Consider the following 18,865-nt stretch of genomic DNA (forward strand, 5'->3'; position numbering starts at 1 on the left):
CTTGACAAGCAAGCACCTACCTTCGCGGCCGCCCGGCTGCCCCTTCCCCCCTCCCCCTTGCCTGGCCCAGGCCAGCAGCCTGCCTTTGTCGCCCCGGCGACGATTGCCTCCTTCCAGCGCGTTAATAAGCACGCTTACCAGCACAAACCCCGATGCTCGGGGCCATGCTGCAGCGCCATAATTTTCAGAACCGCCAACCCATGCTGCCAGCACCCTTTCCGCTGGTGCGTGCAAGGGGGCGCGGCAAGAAACATACTCACAGGAGACACCATGCAATTGACTTCCCTCGCTGCGGGCCTGGGCCTTGCGCTCGGCTTGATGGCCACCGCCAGCGCGCAGACCACCACGCTCAAGATCGGCTACGCCACGGCGCCCGATTCGCACTACGGCGTGGGCTCCAAGGTCTTCTGCGACGAAGTCGAGAAGGGCACGCAGGGGCGCTACAAGTGCCAGTACTTCCCCAACTCTGCGCTGGGCGGCGAGCGCGAGCAGATCGAGGCCATCCAGCTCGGCACGCAGGACCTGGTGAACACCTCCACCGGCCCCGTGGGCAATTTCGTGCCCGAAGTGAAGATCGTGGACATCCCCTTCCTGTTCCGCGACTACGACCATGCGCGCAAGGTGATGGACGGCCCCATCGGCCAGGACATCCTGACCAAGTTCCCGAGCAAGGGCATCATCGCGCTGGCCTGGACGGAGAACGGTTTCCGCCACATGACCAACAGCAAGCGCGACATCGTCAAGCCCGAGGACGCCAAGGGCCTGAAGATGCGCACCATGGAGAACAAGGTGCACATGGACGGCTACCGCACCTTCGGCATCCTGCCCACGCCCATGGCCTTCCCCGAGCTGTTCGGCGCCATGCAGCAGGGCACGGTGGACGGCCAGGAGAACCCCATCCCCGTGATCCTGTCGGCCAAGTTCTCGCAGGTGCAAAAGCACCTGTCGCTCACCGGCCACGTGTACTCGCCGGCGCTGCTGCTGCTCTCGCCCAAGGTGTGGAACAAGCTCAACGATGCGGACAAGAAGGTCTTCACCGACGCCGCCAAGAGCGCCTCGGTGGCCCAGCGCAAGAAGGTCAACGACGACGAGAACAACGGCATCGCCCTGCTGGAGCAGCAAGGCATGAAGGTCACCAAGACGGTGGACGGCGCGGCCTTCCGCGAAGCCCTCAAGCCCGCCTATGTGGGCTACGCCAAGGAGTTCGGCGCCGACAACATCAAGAAGATCCAGGACGTTCGTTAACTCTTTTGAGCGACTCACACAGCCCTCCTGGCGTCGTTGTTGCGTCTTGCCGTACTGGTTGTACTCTCTGCGACGCAACGCCTTACCAGGACCGCTTCGCTGGGCTGTATGAGCCGCTCTTGACCCGCGCCCCGCATCGCCCGGCCCACACAAGGCGCCGGGCGCTTTTGCTTTGACCCTGCACGCCCTTGTCCAATACCGTCCCGTGAAAACCTTCGAACGCTATTTTCTGGCCGCCAACCGCTGGGCATTGATCCTGCTGCTGGCGGCCATGTCCATCATCATCTTCACCAACGTGGTGATGCGCTACGTCACCCATAACTCGCTCGAATGGGCCGAGGAGGTGTCGCGCCACATGATGATCTGGCTGACCTTCCTGGGCGCCGGCCCCGTGCTGCGCTATGGCGGCCACATCGCGGTGGAGAACCTGCAGGATGCCCTGCCCCGCGCGGGCGCCATCGCCCTGCGTGCCGTGGTCGCGGCCTTGCTGTTCGCCTTCTTCGGCTTCATGGTCTGGTACGGCTGGCTGTACATGCAGCGCACCATGTTCCAGATGACGGCCGTGACGCAGATCCCGTTCGCCTACATCTACAGCGCCATGCTGATCGGCGGCGTGCTGCTGATCGTGCACTTTTTGTTCATCGTGCGCGGCTACGTGCTCGACCGCAACTTTGCGGCCGATGAACACTTCGATGCGAATGCGAGTGCCTCCCTATGAGCGCGTCCATCATCCTCATCGTTTCGGCCTGCCTGTTCCTGGCCATGGGCGTGCCCGTGGCGTTTGCGCTGGGCCTGGCCACCGCGGCCACGCTGATCCTGGCCGAGAGCTACCCGCTGATGGTGCTGCTCAAGGAAACCTTCACCGGCATCGACAGCTTTCCGTTGATGGCCGTGCCCTTCTTCATCCTCGCGGCCGAACTCATGAGCGGCGGCTCGCTGACTGAGGTGCTGCTGAGGTTTGCCGGGCAGTTCGTGGGCCACAAGCGCGGCGGGCTGGGCTACACCAACGTGGTCTCGCTGACCTTCTTCTCGGGCATCTCGGGCTCGGCGCTGGCCGATGCGGCGGGGCCGGGGTCGATGCTGATCCGCATGATGGACAAGGCCGGCTACGACCGTTCGTACGCGGCGGCTCTCACGGCCTCGACGGCCATCGTCGGGCCCATCATCCCGCCGTCCATCATCATGATCATCTATGCGCTGCAGGATGAAACGGTGTCGGTGGGTGCGCTGTTCGTGGCCGGCCTGCTGCCGGGCCTGCTGATCGCGGTGGCCATGTGCGTCGTGAACTTCCACGTCTCCAAGAAGCGCAACTACAAGGGCGACGGCCGGATGCCGCCGCTGGCCGAGATCCTGCAGACCACCTGGAAGGCGCTGCCCGCCATTTTGCTGCCGGTGGTGATCCTGGGCGGCATGCGCGCCGGCTGGTTCACGCCCACCGAGGCCTCGGTGGTGGCGGTGTTCTATGCGCTGGTGTGCGGCAAGTTCGTCTACCGCACGCTGCAGTGGAAGGCGCTGCCCGACATCCTGGCACGCTCGGCCCTGCTGTCGGCCTCGGTGCTGATCATCATCGGGCTGTCGGCCGCGTTCGCGTGGATCCTGACCATCGAGGGCATTCCGCAGCAGATGGCCGACTGGCTGGTGGGCATGAACCTCTCGCCGTGGATGTTCCTCATCATCGTGAACATCTTCCTGCTGCTGTTCGGCATCTTCATCGAGCCGCTGCCGGGCGTGATGGTGCTGGCGCCCATCCTCGCGCCCGTGGCCGTGAAGCTGGGAATCGACCCCATCCACTTCGCGATGGTGGTGATCTACAACCTCACGCTGGGGATGATCACGCCGCCCGTGGGCGGGCTGCTGTTCGTCACCTGCAACGTCTCGCGCGTACCGATGTCGCAACTGGTGCGCGAGCTGGTGCCCTTCCTTTGGGCGCATGGCGTGGTGCTGGTGGTGCTGACCTTCATCCCGCAGCTGTCGACCTGGCTGCCGAAGGTGCTCGGGTTCATCAAATAGCGTCTGCGCGGCTTCAGCCAGCGGATATACTGGCGACCGTCAGGAGAGAGCCCCTTCCTTCAACGAAAGGGGCCGCCGAAGGCGCAGGCAGCAGCCGAACGCTCAGGCAAAAGGACTGGCAACCGCCCGCAGTGATGCGGGCGTTCCCTTGCTGGAGAGAGATGGACCGTGCAGCACGGCACCCATCCACCGAAGGAGCAAGCCGCGCGGCCAGCCAGGGCGCTGCGGTGAATCTCTCAGGTAAAGCGGACAGCAGGGCAAATCCCGCGACCCATGGGGCCGCGGCCACCATTTGCCCCGGAGTCCGCCTTGACCACCCCTACCGCCCCGCTGCTGACCACCCCCCTCAACGCCCTGCACACCGAGCTGGGCGCCCGCATGGTGCCGTTTGCGGGTTACTCCATGCCCGTGCAGTACCCTGCCGGCCTGATGGCCGAGCACCTGCACACGCGCAACGCGGCGGGTTTGTTCGACGTCTCGCACATGGGCCAGCTCAAGCTTGTCGGCCCCGGCGCCGCTGCCGCGTTCGAAACCCTGATGCCCGTCGACGTGATCGACCTGCCCGTAGGCAAGCAGCGCTACGGCCTGTTGCTCACCGACGAAGGCACGGTCATCGACGACCTGATGTTCTTCAATCAGGGCAATGACACCCTGTTCGTCATCGTCAACGGCGCCTGCAAGGTAGGCGACATCGCGCACATCCAGGCACGCATCGGCCAGCGCTGCGACGTCATCCCCATGCCCGACCACGCCCTGCTGGCGCTGCAAGGCCCGCAGGCAGTCACCGCCCTGGCGCGCCTGGCACCCGGCGTCGAAAAGCTGGTATTCATGACGGGTGGCGACTTTTCCATTGCGGGCTGCGACTGCTTCGTGACCCGCAGCGGCTACACCGGGGAGGACGGCTTCGAGATCTCGGTGCCCGCGTCCCAGGCCGAAACCCTGGCGCGCGCGCTGCTGGCCCAGCCCGAGGTCAAGCCCATCGGGCTGGGCGCCCGCAACTCGCTGCGCCTGGAAGCCGGCCTGTGCCTGTACGGCAACGACATCGACACCACGACCACCCCGCCCGAGGCGGCGCTGAACTGGGCCATCCAGAAGGTGCGCCGCACCGGCGGCGCGCGCGCGGGCGGCTTCCCCGGTGCCGACAAGGTGCTGTCGCAGATCGACAACCCCGCCAGCCTGCAGCGCAAGCGCGTGGGCCTGGTCGCGCTGGAACGCGTGCCCGTGCGCGAGCACACCGAACTGCAAGGCCCCGACGGGCAGAAGATCGGCGAAGTGACCAGCGGCCTGCTGGGTCCCACCGTGGACAAGCCGGTGGCCATGGGCTACGTGGCGCCAGCCTTTGCCGCCGTCGGCACGCGCGTCAACGCCATCGTGCGCGGCAAGGCCGTGCCCATGGAGGTGGTGTCCATGCCGTTCACGCCTGCGCGCTACCACCGCGGCTGACCCTCTGCAACCGCCCCAGCCCGGCTAAAGTGGCGGCTGGCATCGGCACTTTTTCTGTTTACCCCTTTTTTTGGAGCTTCCCCCATGACCATCAAGTATTCCAAGGACCACGAGTGGATCGACATCTCCGACCACGAAGCCGCCACCGTGGGCATCACGCTGCATGCCCAGGACGCCCTGGGCGACGTGGTCTTCGTGGACCTCCCCGAGGTCGGCACGACCTTCACCCAGGGTGACGTGGCCGGCGTGGTCGAGTCCGTGAAGGCCGCGGCTGACGTATACATGCCTGTCACCGGCGAAGTGGTCGAAGTGAACGAAGCACTGCGCGCCGACCCCTCGCTGGCCAACAGCGATCCCATGGGTGCCGGCTGGTTCTTCAAGGTCCATGTGACGGACATGCTGCAGTTCGATGCGCTCATGGACGAACCCGCCTACGCCGAGTTCGCCAAGAACGCCTGACCCTCCGATGCCCCGCGGCCCGGCGCCTCCCCGCCGGGCCAATGTGTTTCCTTGCACTGTGCCGCCGCCGATGACCTCCCAAGCCCCCCTGCCCACCCTCGCCGCACTCGAGAACACCACCGAGTTCCTGCCCCGCCATATCGGCATCGACGCAGCCGACGAAGCCCACATGCTGTCCGTGATCGGCGAAGCCTCGCGCAGCGCGCTCATCGAGAGCATCGTGCCGCGCTCCATCGCGCGCAACCGCGCGATGTCGCTGCCCCGGCCCGCCACGGAAGCCGCTGCGCTGGCCGAACTCAAGGCAATGGCGTCCAAGAACAAGGTTCTGCGGAGCTTCATCGGCCAGGGCTACTACGACACGCACACGCCGGGCGTCATCCTGCGCAACATTCTCGAAAACCCCGCCTGGTACACCGCCTACACGCCCTACCAGGCCGAGATCTCGCAGGGCCGCATGGAGGCGCTGGTCAACTTCCAGACCATGGTGTGCGACCTGACCGGCATGCCGATCGCCAACGCGTCCATGCTGGATGAAGCCACGGCCGCCGCCGAGGCCATGACCCTGGCCAGGCGCTCGGTCAAGAGCAAGAGCAATGTGTTCGTGGTGGCCGGCGACGCGCACCCGCAGACCATCGAAGTCATCCAGACCCGCGCCAGGCCCCTGGGCCTGGAAGTGCGCCTGGCCAATTCCGCCGAGGAATGGAACGACCTGCTGGCCGGCGACTACTTCGCCGTGCTGGCCCAGTACCCCGCCACCAGCGGCCGCATCGACGACCTGCGCGCCGATGTGGACAAGGCGCATGCCAAGCAAGCCGCCTTCATCGTGGCCGCCGACCTGCTGGCCCTGACGCTCATCACGCCCCCGGGGGAATACGGCGCCGACATCGTGGTCGGCACCACCCAGCGCTTTGGCATGCCCATGGGCGCGGGCGGCCCGCACGCCGCCTACATGGCCTGCCGCGACGAGTTCAAGCGCAGCCTGCCCGGCCGCCTGGTGGGCGTGAGCGTGGACGTGCACGGCCAGCCCGCCTACCGCCTGGCGCTGCAGACGCGCGAGCAGCACATCCGCCGCGAAAAGGCCACGTCCAATATCTGCACTGCGCAGGTGCTGCCTGCCGTGATCGCCAGCATGTACGCCGTGTACCACGGCCCGGACGGCCTGAAACGCATCGCGCAGCGCGTGGCCAGCTACACGGCCATCCTGGCCAGGGGACTCACGCAGCTGGGCGCCCCCGTGCGCCCCCAGGGCTGCTTCGACACGCTCACGCTCAAAACCGACAGCGCTACAAAATCAATAGCTGCTCGCGCAGTGCAGATGGGCGCCAACCTGCGAATCTACTTCGAGAACTACCTCTGCATCTCGCTCGACGAGACAACCACGCGCGCCGATGTCGAACTGCTGTGGAAGATCTTCGCCCAGGACGGCCAGGCCCTGCCCACCTTCGAGGCGTTCGAGCACGGCGTGGAGCCGCTGATTCCCGCCGGGCTGCGCCGCGCCAGCAGCTACCTCACGCACCCGGTGTTCAACACCCACCACTCCGAAACCGGCATGCTGCGCTACATCCGCCAGCTATCCGACAAGGACCTCGCGCTCGACCGCAGCATGATCCCGCTGGGCAGCTGCACCATGAAGCTCAACGCCACGAGCGAGATGATCCCCATCACCTGGCCCGAATTCGCCGGCGTGCACCCGTTTGCCCCCGCCGACCAGCTCCAGGGCTACCGCGAACTGGATGAACAGCTGCGTGCCTGGCTGTGCGAAGCGACCGGCTACGCGGGCATCAGCCTGCAGCCCAACGCCGGCTCGCAGGGCGAATATGCCGGCCTGCTGGCCATCAAGGCCTACCACGAGGCCCAGGGCGAGGGCCACCGCAACATCTGCCTGATCCCCAGCAGCGCGCACGGCACCAACCCCGCCAGTGCCCAGATGGTGGGCATGCAGGTGGTGGTGACGGCCTGCGACGCCAATGGCAACGTGGACCTGGCGGACCTGAAGGCCAAGTGCGAGCTGCACAGCGCGCACTTGGCCTGCGTGATGATCACCTACCCCAGCACGCACGGCGTGTTCGAGACCCAGGTGAAGGAGCTGTGTGCCCTGGTGCACAGCCACGGCGGGCGCGTCTACGTGGACGGCGCCAACATGAACGCCCTGGTGGGCGTGGCCGCCCCCGGCGAGTTCGGCGGCGACGTGAGCCACCTGAACCTGCACAAGACCTTCTGCATTCCCCATGGCGGCGGCGGCCCCGGCGTGGGCCCCGTGTGCGTGGTGGAAGACCTCGTGCCCTACCTGCCCGGCCAGCCCGGCCGTGGCGACCAGCCCCTGGAGCCGGGCGCCGGCAAGGTCGGCCCCGTCAGCGCCGCGCCGCTGGGCAACGCCGCGGTGCTGCCCATCAGCTGGATGTACTGCCGCATGATGGGTGCCGAGGGCCTGCAGGCCGCGACCGAGACGGCCATCCTCAGCGCCAACTACATCAGCGCGCGCCTGAAGGACCACTACCCCACGCTCTACGCCTCGGCCAACGGCCATGTGGCGCACGAGTGCATCCTGGACCTGCGCGGCCTCAAGGACACCAGCGGCGTGATGGCCGAGGACGTGGCCAAGCGTCTGATCGACTACGGCTTCCATGCGCCCACGCTGTCCTTCCCCGTGCCCAACACGCTGATGGTGGAGCCCACCGAAAGCGAAACGCTGTTCGAGATCGACCGCTTCATCGACGCGATGATCGCCATCCGCGAGGAAATCCGGCAAATCGAAAATGGCGCGCTGCCGCAGGACGACAACCCGCTCAAGAACGCGCCGCACACGGCGCAAAGCCTGCTGGGCGCGCAGTGGACCCGCCCCTACGCCCGCGAGACCGCCGCCTATCCCGTGGCCGCCCTGCGCAGCAGCAAGTACTGGTCGCCCGTGGGGCGCGTGGACAACGTGTGGGGCGACCGCAACCTGGCGTGCAGCTGCATCCCGGTTTCCGACTACGCCTGATCCCAGCGGGCAGGCGCCCGGCGCCGTTCCTCCCCGCCCACCGCAAGCCTTCATGCAGCCTGCCCGCACGAAAGCTTTTTTATTGCCCGGCCCCCACCGGCGGCCCACGGGCAGCCGCCGGAACGCGACTAAGATCGCGGGCTGTCCGATACACCCACCTCCAAGGAGACCCCTTTGCGAAACCTTTTTTGCGCACTGCTTGCCGGCTTTGTGATCGCCCCCGCCGCCATGGCGCAGGCCAAGCCCGTCACCACGGCCAGCGGCCTGGTCTATGAGTCCCTCAAGGAAGGCACGGGCGAATCGCCCAAGGCCACCGACACGGTGAAGGTGCACTACAAGGGCACGTTCCTGGACGGCAAGGAATTCGACAGCTCCTACAAGCGCGGCGAGCCCACCGAGTTCCCGCTCAACCGCGTGATCCCCTGCTGGACCGAAGGCGTGCAGCGCATGAAACCCGGCGGCAAGGCCAAGCTGACCTGCCCGGCAGCGATTGCCTATGGCGAGCGCGGCGCTGGCGGGGTGATTCCGCCCAACAGCACGCTCAACTTCGAGATCGAGCTGATCTCGGTGCGCAAGTAAGAAGACCCATGCTGCTGAAGGTCGGTGACCTCGCGCGGCGCACCGGCCTCACGGTGCGCACGCTGCACCACTACGACGAAATCGGGCTGCTCAAGCCCTCGGGCCGGTCGGACGCCGGCTACCGGCTGTACAGCCAGGCCGACGTGCAGCGGCTGCATGGCATCCAGACCATGCGGCAGATGGGCCTGCCGCTCAGCGACATCGGCGACCTGCTGTTGGGCGACACCATGGCGCCCGAGCGCATCATCGGCCAGCAGATCCGCGCGCTCGACCAACAGATATCGCAAGCCACCGAACTGCGCGGCCGCCTGACCATGCTGCGCGATGGCCTGATGGCAGGGGCCGAGCCCGACATGGGCAACTGGCTCGAAGCGCTGGCGCTCATGACGACCTATGGCAAGTACTTCAGCTCGGCCGAGCTCAAGCAGATCTTCACCAACTGGAGCCTGATCGAAGCCGACTGGCTGGTCGTGAAGGACCTGGTGCAGAGCGCCATGGACCGCCAGCTGCCGCCCGACGCCCCGGAGGTGCAGGCGCTGGCGTACCGCTGGATGGCGCTGATGCTGCACTGGATGGGCGGCGACATGGACCTGCTGGAGCGCTGGGGCCACATGTTCCGCACCGAGCCCACCACCCACGGCCGCAACCATGCGCCGCCGGGCGAAATGATCGAGTACGTCGAAGTCGCCATCAAGCTGCGCATGAACCTGCTCGACAAGTACCTGACCCGCGACGACCTGCGCGCGCTGGGCCATGTGCCCCACACCCAGTGGGCGGCGCTGGAGGGCTCGGTGCAGCAACTGCTGGCGCGCGGAGTGGCCCCGCAGCACGCCGACGCTGCGGCGGCGGCACAGCGCTGGGATGCGCTGTTCGGCCAGCTGACACGCAACGACGCGGCGCTGCGCCAGAAGCTGCTCACCGCGTCGATGCAGGAGCCCTTGCTGCAGGCGGGCTCGCCACTGAGCGCGCCCGTGCGTGCGTACCTGCACGCTGCCCTCGCCCACGTGCATGCCGCCGCTGCGGGGCCAGCCGCGCCACCCATCCGTAAAAAAGCAGTAAAAATCGCTTGACCCTCACGCAACGTGAGGCTTGACAGTCGGTCTTCTGACAGACCGACCCATGACTGCCGACCCTTCCTCTCCCGTTCTCCCCGCGTCCCCTGCCGCCGCAGGGCGCCTGCACGCGCTGGACCACCTGCGCGCCACCATGATGTGGCTGGGCATCGTGCTGCACGCATCCATCGCGTACATGGCAGCCCCCTCGCCCCTGCCCTGGCACGACGACCTGTCCACGCCCGTGGCCGACCTGCTGGTGGCGGTGATCCACGCGTTTCGCATGCCGCTGTTCTTCATCCTGGCGGGGTTCTTCGTGGCACTGCTGGTGCAGCAGCGTGGGCTGGCCGGCATGGCCCGCCACCGCGTGCGCCGCCTGGGCCTGCCGTTCGCGGTGTTCTGGCCGCCGCTGTTCATCGCCACCACCCTGCTCGGGCTGATGTTCCTGCACCGCATGGCGCACGGCACCTGGGGTGTGGACCGCAGCCTGCTGCCCCGGGGCCCCAACGTGCCGCAAGGCCCGCCCACCATGCACCTGTGGTTCCTGTGGATGCTGCTGTGGCTGACCCTGCTCACCCCACCGGTGTGGGCCATGGCCCGGGCGCTGCCACAGTCCGCGCAGCGCGCCCTGCAGGCCATCGCGGCATGGCTGTGCGCATCGCCGGTGGGTGGGGTGGTGCTCACGCTGCCGCTGGCCTGGATCGGCGCGCACTACGACCACGGCATCGTCACACCCAGTGGGTCCTTCCTGCCGCCGCTCGCGGAATGGGTGCACAACGGCCTGTTCTATGCATTCGGCCTGTGCCTGTACGCCCAGCGGCGACGGCTGATGGCGCGCTACGAACGGCTGTGGCCGGTGTTCGCCGCCGCGGGTGTTGCGTGCTTCGTGGTGACCGGGTTTCTGTCGGAGATATTGGCCCAGCCCGAAGCATCGGCCTTTGCGCTGGTGCTGCTGACCGGTGGCTTCACCGACGTGCTGGCCGCACCCGTGTCGGCCACCCGGCACCTCCAGTTCTGGATGGCGCTGGCCTACAACGCGGCGTCCTGGCTGTGGAGCTTTGCGCTCATCGGCCTGTTTCTGCGGCATGTGGCGCGGCCCAGGGCCTGGCTGGCCTACCTGGCAGACAGCGCGTACTGGGTGTACCTGGTGCACCTGCCGCTGACGGTGGGCTTTGGCGCGCTGCTGTACGGCGTGCCGATCCCCGCGACGGCCAAGATCTTTCTCAACGTGCTGGCGACCACGGCCCTGTGCCTGGCCAGCTACCACCTGTATGTCCGCTTTACCGCGGTGGGCCAGTTGCTCAACGGCCACCGCCATTCCCGCCCCTACCCTGGAGAACCTGCCCATGCCCACTGACACCCCCACCCGCGACAATCCGCCGCCGCGCGCCGAGCACGCCCGGCCCGCACCGGCAAGCCCGGCAGGCCCGGACCAACGCGCCGCATTGCTCAAGGACCGCAACTTCCGCTGGCTGACCGGCGGCGCATTCCTCTCGATGCTGGGCGACCAGTTCACGCTCATCGCCCTGCCCTGGCTGGTGCTGCAGATGACCGGCGACACGCTGGTGCTGGGCACCGTGCTGGCGCTCATCAGCGTGCCGCGCGCGCTGTTCATCCTGATCGGCGGCGCGCTGGTGGACCGCCACTCGCCCAAGCAGGTGCTGATGATCACCAAGTACATCAACCTGGTGCTGCTGGCCGTGCTGGCCGCCCTGGTGCTGGCCGGCAGCCTGACGCTGTGGCTGGTGTACGCGCTGTCGCTGGGCATTGGCCTGGCCACGGCGTTCAGCATCCCGGCGGGGGTCGCGATGATGCCGCACGTGGTGGCCCGCCACCAGCTGCAGGCCGCCAATGGCGTGAACCTGGGCCTGCGCCAGCTCACGATGTTCCTGGGCCCGCTGCTCGCGGGCCTGCTCATCGCGCTGTTTGGCGACGCCGCCACGGCCGGCGCCGGCGGCCATGGCGGCACCCGCGCCAACGCCACCGGCATTGGCCTGGCCTTCGCGCTGGACGCACTGAGCTTTGTGCTGTCGGCCTGGACGCTCTCCAAGGTGCGCACCCACGGCGGCACGCCGCAGCCCGCGGCGGCCCCGCAGGCCGTGCTGTCATCGGTGGCGCAAGGCCTGGTGCATTTCTGGCGCGACGGCGAGCTGCGCACCTGCTTTCTCTACTGGAGCGCCATTGCCCTGTTCATCATGGGGCCCATCCACATCGCCATCCCGGTGCTGGCCAGCAGCACGCCGCAGCTGGGCGCGGCGGCCTTCGGCATCATGGTGGGCGCCCATGGCGCGGGAACATTGCTGGGCATGGTGGTGTCCGGCATGGTGCCCCGGCTGCGCATCGGCAGCCTGGGCATGACCATCCTCGCGTTCGATGCGGTCATCGGCGCCCTGTTCATGCCCATGGGCCTGATCACGGCCGTGTGGCAGGGCTCTGTGCTGATGCTCGCCATCGGCCTGCTGGGCGGCTTCATGCAGGTGAGCGTGTTCACCTGGATCCAGCAGCGCGTGCCTCCCGCGCTGCTGGGCCGCGCGATGAGCCTGTTCATGTTCATCTTCATGGGCCTGGCACCCATCTCCGCCGCCGTCACGGGCTGGGTGATGAAGAGCATCACGCTGGCCCAGCTGTTCGCGGCCAGCGGCGGCACGCTGGTCGTGCTGGCGGCGCTGGCCTTCGTGCTGACGCCCATGCGCCGCGTGAGCGATGCACCTGCGGCGGTGCGCTGAAACCCCAGAACCCGGCCGCACCCAAGGAAGGGGGCGGCCGGGAGGGTCGGTACACGAGGCCTGGGACAAGCTGCCTAGCGCAGGCGCACGCGGGAAACCCCGCCGGGCTCAGACCTCGGTCACGAACTGCTCGCGGGGGCGGCGCACCTTCTTCAGGCTCACCAGCCAGTCGCCCTCCTCGGCACGATAGCCCAGCGGGAGAATCGAGACGCTGCGCAGGCCGCGTGCACGCAGGCCCAGGATCTCATCGAGCGCGTTGGGGTCGAACCCCTCCATCGGCGTGGAGTCCACCTCCTCGAACGCGGCGGCAATCAGGGCCGCGCTCATGCCGATGTAGGCCTGGCGCGCCGCGTGCTGGAAGTTCACTTCCGCATCGCGCTGGGGGTAGCTGGAGAGCAGCATCTGGCGGTAGTTTTCCCAGCCTTCGTTCTTGAAGCCGCGCTGGTCATTGGTCAGGTCGAACATCATGTTGATGCGCTCGGCCGTGTAGTTGTCCCATGCCGCGAACACCAGCAGGTGGGAGCCGTCGGTGATCTGCGCCTGGTTCCATGCGATGGGCTGGATGCGCGCGCGCACGGCGGGGTCGGTCACCACGATGATCTCGAAGGGCTGCAGTCCGCTGGAGGTGGGGGCGAGGCGCGCGGCTTCGAGAATGCGCTCGACCTTGTCCTGCGGCACCGCCTTGGCGGGGTTCATCTTCTTGGCGGCATAGCGCCATTGCAGTTTGTTCAGCAGGGGCTGGGCGGCCGCAGTGGTATCAAGGGTGGTCATGGTCGAATCCTGTGGTGAAAGGGTATTTGCAGGGCATGGGTGACAAGGGCCCGGTGTAATGAACTGTAGGCAAACACCCCCGGTTCGGTAAGCCATCCCCGGGAAAAGCATTGTTCCCATTTGGCCAACAATCGGCCCTTGAAATGCGGGTTACCGGTCCGTGCCCGCTCGCGTGCGCCGCTTCGCGGGGGGTGCCCTGCGGCGGCTCCCTTGTGCGTCCAGGGGTTACGCCGTGGGCCCCCCAGGGGCCAGGCCTCACGGGCGTACACTTGCGCGCATGCGCCCCGGGCGGCCCCGGCTGGGCGCCCCACCACGCCCGCGCCTGCCTCTCCTTCACGTTGACGCCACGCCCCCTTCATGAGCGAACCCGACCTGTCCTTTCTGGATCCTGCCCGCCGGATGCCAGCCCATGCGGCGGACACCGCGGGCCCACCCGTCGTGCGGACGGCGCCGCCTGCCGCGCGGGAGGGCTCGCCGGCCGACAGCCTGGTGGCGGAGCTGCGGGCCTACCAGGCCGAACTCGAGAGCCAGAACAAGGTCCTGCGCTACAGCCAGACGGTGGCCGAAAGTGCCTACGAGCGCTTCGAGACGCTGTTCGCCAGCGTGCCGCTGGCCCTCATGGTGGTGGACGAGCACGATCTGGTGGTGCAGGCGAACTCCATGGCGCACCGATCATTCCAGCCCACCGAGCGCGACCGCCCTCTCTCGGCGCTGATGCCCTTCGTGCGCGCGCAGGACGCCAGGCGCGTGCGCGAGGCCTTCGCGCTGGCGCGGGACCTGGGCCGCAGCGAGGCCAAGGAGGTCGTGTTTTCCATCAATGCGGACACGCGCATCACCGGCGACCTGCACATCGCGCACATCGAGGCACCACAAAGCAACGGCCCGCCGCTGCCGCAGTTCCTGTGCGCGGTGATCGACCAGGGCCCGCTGCTCGCGGAACGCCAGGCGCTGCAGCACAGCGCGGCCACATTGCAGCAGCGCAACGAGCAGTTGCACGCGAGCGAAAGGCGGCTCGAAGCCGTCATCAACTCGGCGCTGGACGCCATCATCTGCGTGGACCAGCACCGGCGCATCACGGTCTTCAACCCCACAGCGGCCGCGCTGTTCCAGTGCAGCGCGAGCGATGCGCTGGGCAGCACCCTCGACCGCTTCCTGCCCGATGCCGCCCAGGCACTGGCGTTTGCGCAGCTCACCACGCAGGCCATGCTGGGCGAGATGACCGCCCTCACCGCCAGCGGCAAGGAGCTGGCCGTGGAAGTGAGCGTCTCGTTCGAGCGCCACGCCGAAGGCGAAACCACCACCGTCTTCGCCCGCGACCTCACGGGCCGCAAGAAGGCCGAGGCGCACCGCAACGAACTCGAGGCGCAGCTGCGCGAGTCGCAGAAGATGCAGGCCGTGGGCACCATGGCCGGCGGCATCGCGCACGATTTCAACAACATCCTGGGGGCCATCCTGGGCAACGTGGCGCTGGCCCAGGCCGACTGCGCGCCGGGCTCTCCCGTGCTGGTGAGCCTGGGGGAAATCGACAAGGCCGGCCGCCGCGCGCGCGACCTGGTGCGCCAGATCCTCACCTTCAGCCGCAACGAACCGCCACAGCGCTCAGCCGTGTCGCTGGCCGAGGTCGTGCACGACACCGAGCGCCTGCTGCGCGTGACCCTTCCACCCGCCATCGAGCTGCACATGCAGCTGCAGGCGGGCCTGCCGCCTGTTCTGGCGGATGCCACGCAGGTGGAGCAGGCGCTGCTCAACCTGTGCACGAACGCGGTCCACGCCATTGGCACGGAGCGCGGCAGCATCCATGTGGAGGCGGCCACCGTGCAGCCCGACCAGCGCCTGAGCGAACGGCTGGGCCTGGCCCCCGTGGACTACGTGGCCCTGTCGGTGCGCGACAGCGGCCCGGGCATGGATGCGGCGACGCTGGAACGCATCTTCGAGCCGTTCTTCACCACCAAGCCGGTGGGCCAGGGCACCGGCCTGGGCCTGGCGGTGGTGCATGGCGTGATGCGCACCCATGAGGGCGGCGTGGACGTGCACAGCGCGCCGGGCCAGGGCAGCCGGTTCACGCTGTATTTCCCGGTGGCCGCCGCAAGCGCCGCCGCCGAGCCCCCGGTGCCGATGCCGGCAGCGACGGCCACCGCCCCCGCCGCCGCGCCGGACACACCAGAGCCCCCAGGGTGCGAGCCGCCCCCGAGAAAGCCCCATGTGATGTACGTGGACGATGACGAGGCCCTGGTGTTCCTGGTGCAGCGCCTGCTGCGCCGCCGCGGCTACGAGGTCAGCGGCTTCACCGACCCGCACGAGGCCAAGGCAGCTCTGAACGCGGCGCCCGATTGCTACGACCTGCTCGTGACCGACTACAACATGCCGGGCTTTTGCGGCGTGGACCTGGTGCGGGAGGCCCGCCTCATCCGGCCCGACCTGCCGGTGGCCCTGGCCTCGGGCTACGTCACGGCCGAGATCGAACAGGCAGCGCTGGCCGAGGGAGCGCAGGCGCTGATCCACAAGCCCAACGACGTGGAAGAGCTTTGCGCCACCGTGCAGCGCCTGGTGGGCGGCGACGATGCCGCCCGGTGAAGGCCCCTCCGCGCCCGCGGCCCAGGCGTGCGCGCCTGGAGCCGCCGCCTGCCCCGCCCCACGGGCGCTGTACGAGGACGCGGACCTGCTCGTGCTCTGCAAGCCGTCGGGCCTGCTGTGCGTGCCCGGGCGCGGCCCGGACAAGCAGGATGCCTTGAGCACCCGCGCCCAGCAGCACTGGCCAGGGGTGCTGATCGTTCACCGGCTGGACCAGGCCACCTCGGGCCTCGTGCTGATGGCGCGCCACCTGGAGGCCCAGCGCCGCCTGAGCCGTGCCTTTGCCGAGCGCACGGTGCACAAGCGGTACCAGGCGGTGGTGCGGGGATGCATGGGCCAGGGCGCGGCCGACCCCGCGGCATGGCAGGAGATCGACCTGCCCATCGCCGCCGACTGGGCCCGGCGCCCGCTGCGGGTGATCGACGCCACGCAGGGCAAGCCCAGCCTGACCCGCTGGCGCGCGCTGAGCTGCGACCTGGCCGCCCGCACGACGCGGGTCGAGCTTGCGCCCGTCACCGGCCGCACCCACCAGCTGCGTGTGCACCTGGCCGCCGTGGGCCACGCCATCCTGGGAGACGCACTGTATGCCGACGCGGCCACCCAGGGCCTCGCGCCGCGCCTGCTGCTGCATGCCAGCCACCTGGCCTTTGCACACCCGGCCACCGGAGCGCACCTTGCCCTCGAATGGGCGGCGGATTTTTGACCCCGCGGCCGGTGCCGCCCGCCGCTACAGCCGCGCCGGCGCCACGGGCCGCGACATCGCCCATTGCACCGCCAGGATGCTGGCCAGCACCACCAGCATGCCGGCCAGCGACACGCCCGTCATGGCCTGGCCCAGCAACACCCAGCCCAGCAGCACGGCCGTGACGGGGCTGAGCAGCCCGAGCGACGACACCGCCACCGACGGCAGGCGCGCTATGCCGCGAAACCACAGCGCATAGGCCAGCAACGCGCCCGCGATGCTCAGGTAAAGATACCCGCCCACCTGGGGGGCGGTGAGCGCGGGCAGCGGCGGGTCCACCAGCCAGGCCACGGGCGCGAGCATGATGCCGCCGGCCAGCAGTTGCCACCCCGTGAACGCCAGCACCGGCAGGTCGGACCGCCAGCGCCGCGACCAGAAGGTGCCTGCCGCCATGCACACGGTGCCGACCAATGCCGCGCCGACGCCCACCATGTCCCACCGCGCACCGGGCGACAGCAGCAGTGCGGCCATGCCGAGCACGCCGGCCGCGCCTGCGCCCAGGGCCAGGGCGGGCGGGCGGCGGTGATCCAGTGCCCAGGCCAGGCCCATCACCACCAGCGGGCCCACCGCGCCCACCACGGCGGCCACGCCGCCCGGCAGCCGGTAGGCGGCCACGAACAGCAGCGCCTGGAAAACGCCGATGTTGAGCGCCGCCAGCACCATCAGCCGCCGCCAGCCCACCCAGTCGCCCCACGCCGGCCAGCGGCGGCACCACAGCACCAGCAGCAGGCCCGCGGGCAAGGTGCGCAGCAGCGCGGCGGTGAAGGGCCGGTCGGGTGGCAGCAGCTCGGTGGTGACGATGTAGGTGGAGCCCCAGATGACCGGGCCCACGGCCGTGGCGAGCGCATCCAGCCAGGGAGAGGTGCGGGTGCTTTGCATGGCAACTTATCTTCAAATCAAGATAAAAATACTCTACCATACAATCTTGAAATCAAGATAAATCGATCACAAAGCCCATGGCCACCCCACGCCAGCCCGACGCCGTAGACGCCATCCTGGCCCAGTGGAGCCGCGAGCGCCCCGACCTGGATGTGAGCCCCATGGGCCCCATCGGGCGCATCAAGCGCTGCGCCGCGCTGCTGCAGCGCAGGCTCGACGAGACCTTTGCCGGGTTCGGACTGAGCTTCTGGGAGTTCGACGTGCTGGCCACGCTGCGCCGCAGCGGCGCGCCCTACTGCCTGGCGCCGACCACGCTGTTCTCCACCCTCATGGTCACCTCGGGCACCATGACGCACCGTATGGGCAAGCTCGAGGCCCAGGGCTGGATCACGCGCCTGCCCAACCCCGACGATGCGCGCAGCTCGCTGGTGCAGCTCACCGCCGAGGGGCTGGCGCTGATCGACCGCGCTGTCGAGGCCCACGTCGCCAACGAGCACCGCATCCTGGCGCCGCTCAAGGCCGCCGACCTTGCGGCGCTGGACGCGCGGCTGTCGCTGCTGCTCGCGGCGCTGGAGCCTGCCGGAGACAGCTGAGCCGGGCGTCCCGCAGTACGATGGGGGGATGCCTCATACCCACCTCTACATCCTCACCGGCGCATCGCGCGGCATGGGGCTGGCCATGGCCCAGCAACTCCTGCGCAGCGGCAACACCCTCATCTGCATCGCGCGCAGCGCCAATGCGGACCTGGCCACCGAAGCCAAGGCGGCGGGCGTCACCCTCGAACAATGGCAGCAAGACCTCTCGCAGGGCGAGCAGGCGGCGCACAGGCTGCAAAGCTGGCTCGCGGCGCAGGGCCCGCAGGTGTTCGCGAGCGCCACGCTCATCAACAACGCGGGCGTGATCCCGCGCATCGCCCCCCTCTCGGGCAGCGATGCCGCCGACCTGGCCCATGCCCTGCGCGTGGGCCTGGAGGCGCCCATGCAGCTCACCGCCGCCTTCCTGGGCGCGACGGATGCCTGGACGGTGCCGCGCAAGGTGCTCAACATCTCCTCGGGCCTGGGCCGCCGGGCCATGGCCTCGCAGGCCGCGTACTGCGCCGCCAAGGCGGGCATGGACCATTTCACGCGCTGCGTGGCGCTGGACGAAGCCATCAAGCCCCAGGGCGCCAAGGTATGCTCGCTGGCCCCCGGCGTGATCGACACCGACATGCAGGTGCAGCTGCGCGGCGCCGCGCCCGAGGCGTTCCCGGACCAGCAAAATTTCGCCAACCTCAAGACGGGTGGCCAGCTCACATCGCCTGCCGACGCCGCCACCCGCGTGCTCGCCTGGCTGGAACGCGCAGACTTCGGCACCAACCCGGTGGCCGATGTCCGGGACGCCTAGAGCCCCAATACTCCTGTTTTTATAG

At 68.5% G+C, this 18,865-nt stretch carries 16 protein-coding genes and 2 riboswitches; of the genes, 14 read left to right on the plus strand and 2 right to left on the minus strand.

What is annotated here, in order from left to right:
* Nucleotides 1–270 precede the first annotated feature (270 nt).
* From AC07PV_RS03740 to AC07PV_RS03785, 10 genes are all read left to right on the plus strand, one after another.
* Nucleotides 271–1,245: a TRAP transporter substrate-binding protein gene (locus AC07PV_RS03740; RefSeq protein ID WP_218295219.1), complete on the plus strand. Its 975-nt coding sequence runs from the start codon at nt 271–273 to the stop codon at nt 1,243–1,245.
* Nucleotides 1,246–1,450: 205 nt separating this feature from the next.
* Entirely contained in the window at nt 1,451–1,963 is a 513-nt protein-coding gene (locus AC07PV_RS03745; protein ID WP_218295220.1) for a TRAP transporter small permease, read from the plus strand.
* A complete protein-coding gene (locus tag AC07PV_RS03750) occupies nt 1,960–3,255 on the plus strand; it encodes a TRAP transporter large permease (protein ID WP_218295221.1) in 1,296 nt (431 codons plus the stop codon). Before AC07PV_RS03745 ends, AC07PV_RS03750 begins: the two co-directional genes overlap by 4 nt.
* Nucleotides 3,256–3,285: 30 nt before the next feature.
* Nucleotides 3,286–3,383: riboswitch (glycine riboswitch) on the plus strand.
* A gap of 13 nt (nt 3,384–3,396) precedes the next feature.
* Nucleotides 3,397–3,518: riboswitch (glycine riboswitch) on the plus strand.
* Nucleotides 3,519–3,528: 10 nt separating this feature from the next.
* The gene (gcvT, locus tag AC07PV_RS03755; protein ID WP_492910574.1) at nt 3,529–4,698 is read left to right on the plus strand and encodes a glycine cleavage system aminomethyltransferase GcvT; all 1,170 of its coding nucleotides are present in this window, start codon (nt 3,529–3,531) and stop codon (nt 4,696–4,698) included.
* Between the two features lie 84 nt (nt 4,699–4,782).
* Complete coding sequence (gcvH, locus tag AC07PV_RS03760) at nt 4,783–5,157, plus strand: glycine cleavage system protein GcvH (RefSeq protein ID WP_218295223.1); 375 nt, start codon at nt 4,783–4,785, stop codon at nt 5,155–5,157.
* A 70-nt stretch (nt 5,158–5,227) separates the two neighbouring features.
* Complete coding sequence (gene gcvP, locus AC07PV_RS03765; protein ID WP_494629435.1) at nt 5,228–8,137, plus strand: aminomethyl-transferring glycine dehydrogenase; 2,910 nt, start codon at nt 5,228–5,230, stop codon at nt 8,135–8,137.
* Between the two features lie 174 nt (nt 8,138–8,311).
* A complete protein-coding gene (locus AC07PV_RS03770; protein ID WP_218338724.1) occupies nt 8,312–8,716 on the plus strand; it encodes an FKBP-type peptidyl-prolyl cis-trans isomerase in 405 nt (134 codons plus the stop codon).
* An 8-nt stretch (nt 8,717–8,724) separates the two neighbouring features.
* The gene (locus AC07PV_RS03775; RefSeq protein ID WP_494629437.1) at nt 8,725–9,786 is read left to right on the plus strand and encodes a MerR family transcriptional regulator; all 1,062 of its coding nucleotides are present in this window, start codon (nt 8,725–8,727) and stop codon (nt 9,784–9,786) included.
* Nucleotides 9,787–9,835: 49 nt separating this feature from the next.
* A complete protein-coding gene (locus AC07PV_RS03780) occupies nt 9,836–11,125 on the plus strand; it encodes an acyltransferase family protein (RefSeq protein WP_494629438.1) in 1,290 nt (429 codons plus the stop codon).
* Nucleotides 11,115–12,494 carry an MFS transporter gene (locus AC07PV_RS03785; protein ID WP_494629440.1) on the plus strand — a complete coding sequence of 460 codons (1,380 nt, stop codon included), beginning with the start codon at nt 11,115–11,117 and terminating at the stop codon, nt 12,492–12,494. Before AC07PV_RS03780 ends, AC07PV_RS03785 begins: the two co-directional genes overlap by 11 nt.
* Nucleotides 12,495–12,602: 108 nt before the next feature.
* Here the strand turns inward: AC07PV_RS03785 and AC07PV_RS03790 are convergent, their stop codons facing one another.
* Complete coding sequence (locus AC07PV_RS03790) at nt 12,603–13,265, minus strand: NAD(P)H-dependent oxidoreductase (RefSeq protein ID WP_218295236.1); 663 nt, start codon at nt 13,263–13,265, stop codon at nt 12,603–12,605.
* Nucleotides 13,266–13,622: 357 nt separating this feature from the next.
* Between AC07PV_RS03790 and AC07PV_RS03795 the strand changes: the two genes are divergently transcribed.
* Together AC07PV_RS03795 and AC07PV_RS03800 are read left to right on the plus strand one after the other, a co-directional pair.
* Nucleotides 13,623–15,839 carry a hybrid sensor histidine kinase/response regulator gene (locus AC07PV_RS03795; protein WP_218295237.1) on the plus strand — a complete coding sequence of 739 codons (2,217 nt, stop codon included), beginning with the start codon at nt 13,623–13,625 and terminating at the stop codon, nt 15,837–15,839.
* Nucleotides 15,826–16,539: an RluA family pseudouridine synthase gene (locus tag AC07PV_RS03800; protein WP_494629442.1), complete on the plus strand. Its 714-nt coding sequence runs from the start codon at nt 15,826–15,828 to the stop codon at nt 16,537–16,539. The genes AC07PV_RS03795 and AC07PV_RS03800 overlap by 14 nt, the downstream gene beginning before the upstream one ends.
* 24 nt (nt 16,540–16,563) lie before the next feature.
* Here the strand turns inward: AC07PV_RS03800 and AC07PV_RS03805 are convergent, their stop codons facing one another.
* Nucleotides 16,564–17,457: an EamA family transporter gene (locus tag AC07PV_RS03805; RefSeq protein WP_492244848.1), complete on the minus strand. Its 894-nt coding sequence runs from the start codon at nt 17,455–17,457 to the stop codon at nt 16,564–16,566.
* Nucleotides 17,458–17,534: 77 nt separating this feature from the next.
* On the opposite strand from AC07PV_RS03805, the gene AC07PV_RS03810 reads away from it, so the two are divergent.
* Nucleotides 17,535–18,050 (plus strand): MarR family winged helix-turn-helix transcriptional regulator, encoded by a 516-nt coding sequence (locus tag AC07PV_RS03810; RefSeq protein WP_218295240.1) that lies wholly within the window; start codon nt 17,535–17,537, stop codon nt 18,048–18,050.
* Nucleotides 18,051–18,078: 28 nt separating this feature from the next.
* Nucleotides 18,079–18,840 carry an SDR family NAD(P)-dependent oxidoreductase gene (locus AC07PV_RS03815; RefSeq protein WP_218295241.1) on the plus strand — a complete coding sequence of 254 codons (762 nt, stop codon included), beginning with the start codon at nt 18,079–18,081 and terminating at the stop codon, nt 18,838–18,840.
* The last annotated feature ends 25 nt before the right edge of the window (nt 18,841–18,865 follow it).

The organism is Acidovorax sp. GW821-FHT09A11, assembly GCF_059418365.1.

Bases quoted from the DNA above. Each gene is read 5' to 3' on its own strand.
- gcvT (WP_492910574.1), top strand. From the start codon at position 3,529: ATGGGGCCGCGGCCACCATTTGCCCCGGAGTCCGCCTTGACCACCCCT.
- gcvH (WP_218295223.1), top strand. From the start codon at position 4,783: ATGACCATCAAGTATTCCAAGGACCACGAGTGGATCGACATCTCCGAC.
- AC07PV_RS03795 (WP_218295237.1), top strand. From the start codon at position 13,623: ATGAGCGAACCCGACCTGTCCTTTCTGGATCCTGCCCGCCGGATGCCA.
- AC07PV_RS03785 (WP_494629440.1), top strand. From the start codon at position 11,115: ATGCCCACTGACACCCCCACCCGCGACAATCCGCCGCCGCGCGCCGAG.
- gcvP (WP_494629435.1), top strand. From the start codon at position 5,228: ATGACCTCCCAAGCCCCCCTGCCCACCCTCGCCGCACTCGAGAACACC.
- AC07PV_RS03810 (WP_218295240.1), top strand. From the start codon at position 17,535: ATGGCCACCCCACGCCAGCCCGACGCCGTAGACGCCATCCTGGCCCAG.
- AC07PV_RS03790 (WP_218295236.1), bottom strand. From the start codon at position 13,265: ATGACCACCCTTGATACCACTGCGGCCGCCCAGCCCCTGCTGAACAAA.
- AC07PV_RS03800 (WP_494629442.1), top strand. From the start codon at position 15,826: ATGCCGCCCGGTGAAGGCCCCTCCGCGCCCGCGGCCCAGGCGTGCGCG.
- AC07PV_RS03815 (WP_218295241.1), top strand. From the start codon at position 18,079: ATGCCTCATACCCACCTCTACATCCTCACCGGCGCATCGCGCGGCATG.
- AC07PV_RS03775 (WP_494629437.1), top strand. From the start codon at position 8,725: ATGCTGCTGAAGGTCGGTGACCTCGCGCGGCGCACCGGCCTCACGGTG.
- AC07PV_RS03780 (WP_494629438.1), top strand. From the start codon at position 9,836: ATGACTGCCGACCCTTCCTCTCCCGTTCTCCCCGCGTCCCCTGCCGCC.
- AC07PV_RS03805 (WP_492244848.1), bottom strand. From the start codon at position 17,457: ATGCAAAGCACCCGCACCTCTCCCTGGCTGGATGCGCTCGCCACGGCC.
- AC07PV_RS03750 (WP_218295221.1), top strand. From the start codon at position 1,960: ATGAGCGCGTCCATCATCCTCATCGTTTCGGCCTGCCTGTTCCTGGCC.
- AC07PV_RS03740 (WP_218295219.1), top strand. From the start codon at position 271: ATGCAATTGACTTCCCTCGCTGCGGGCCTGGGCCTTGCGCTCGGCTTG.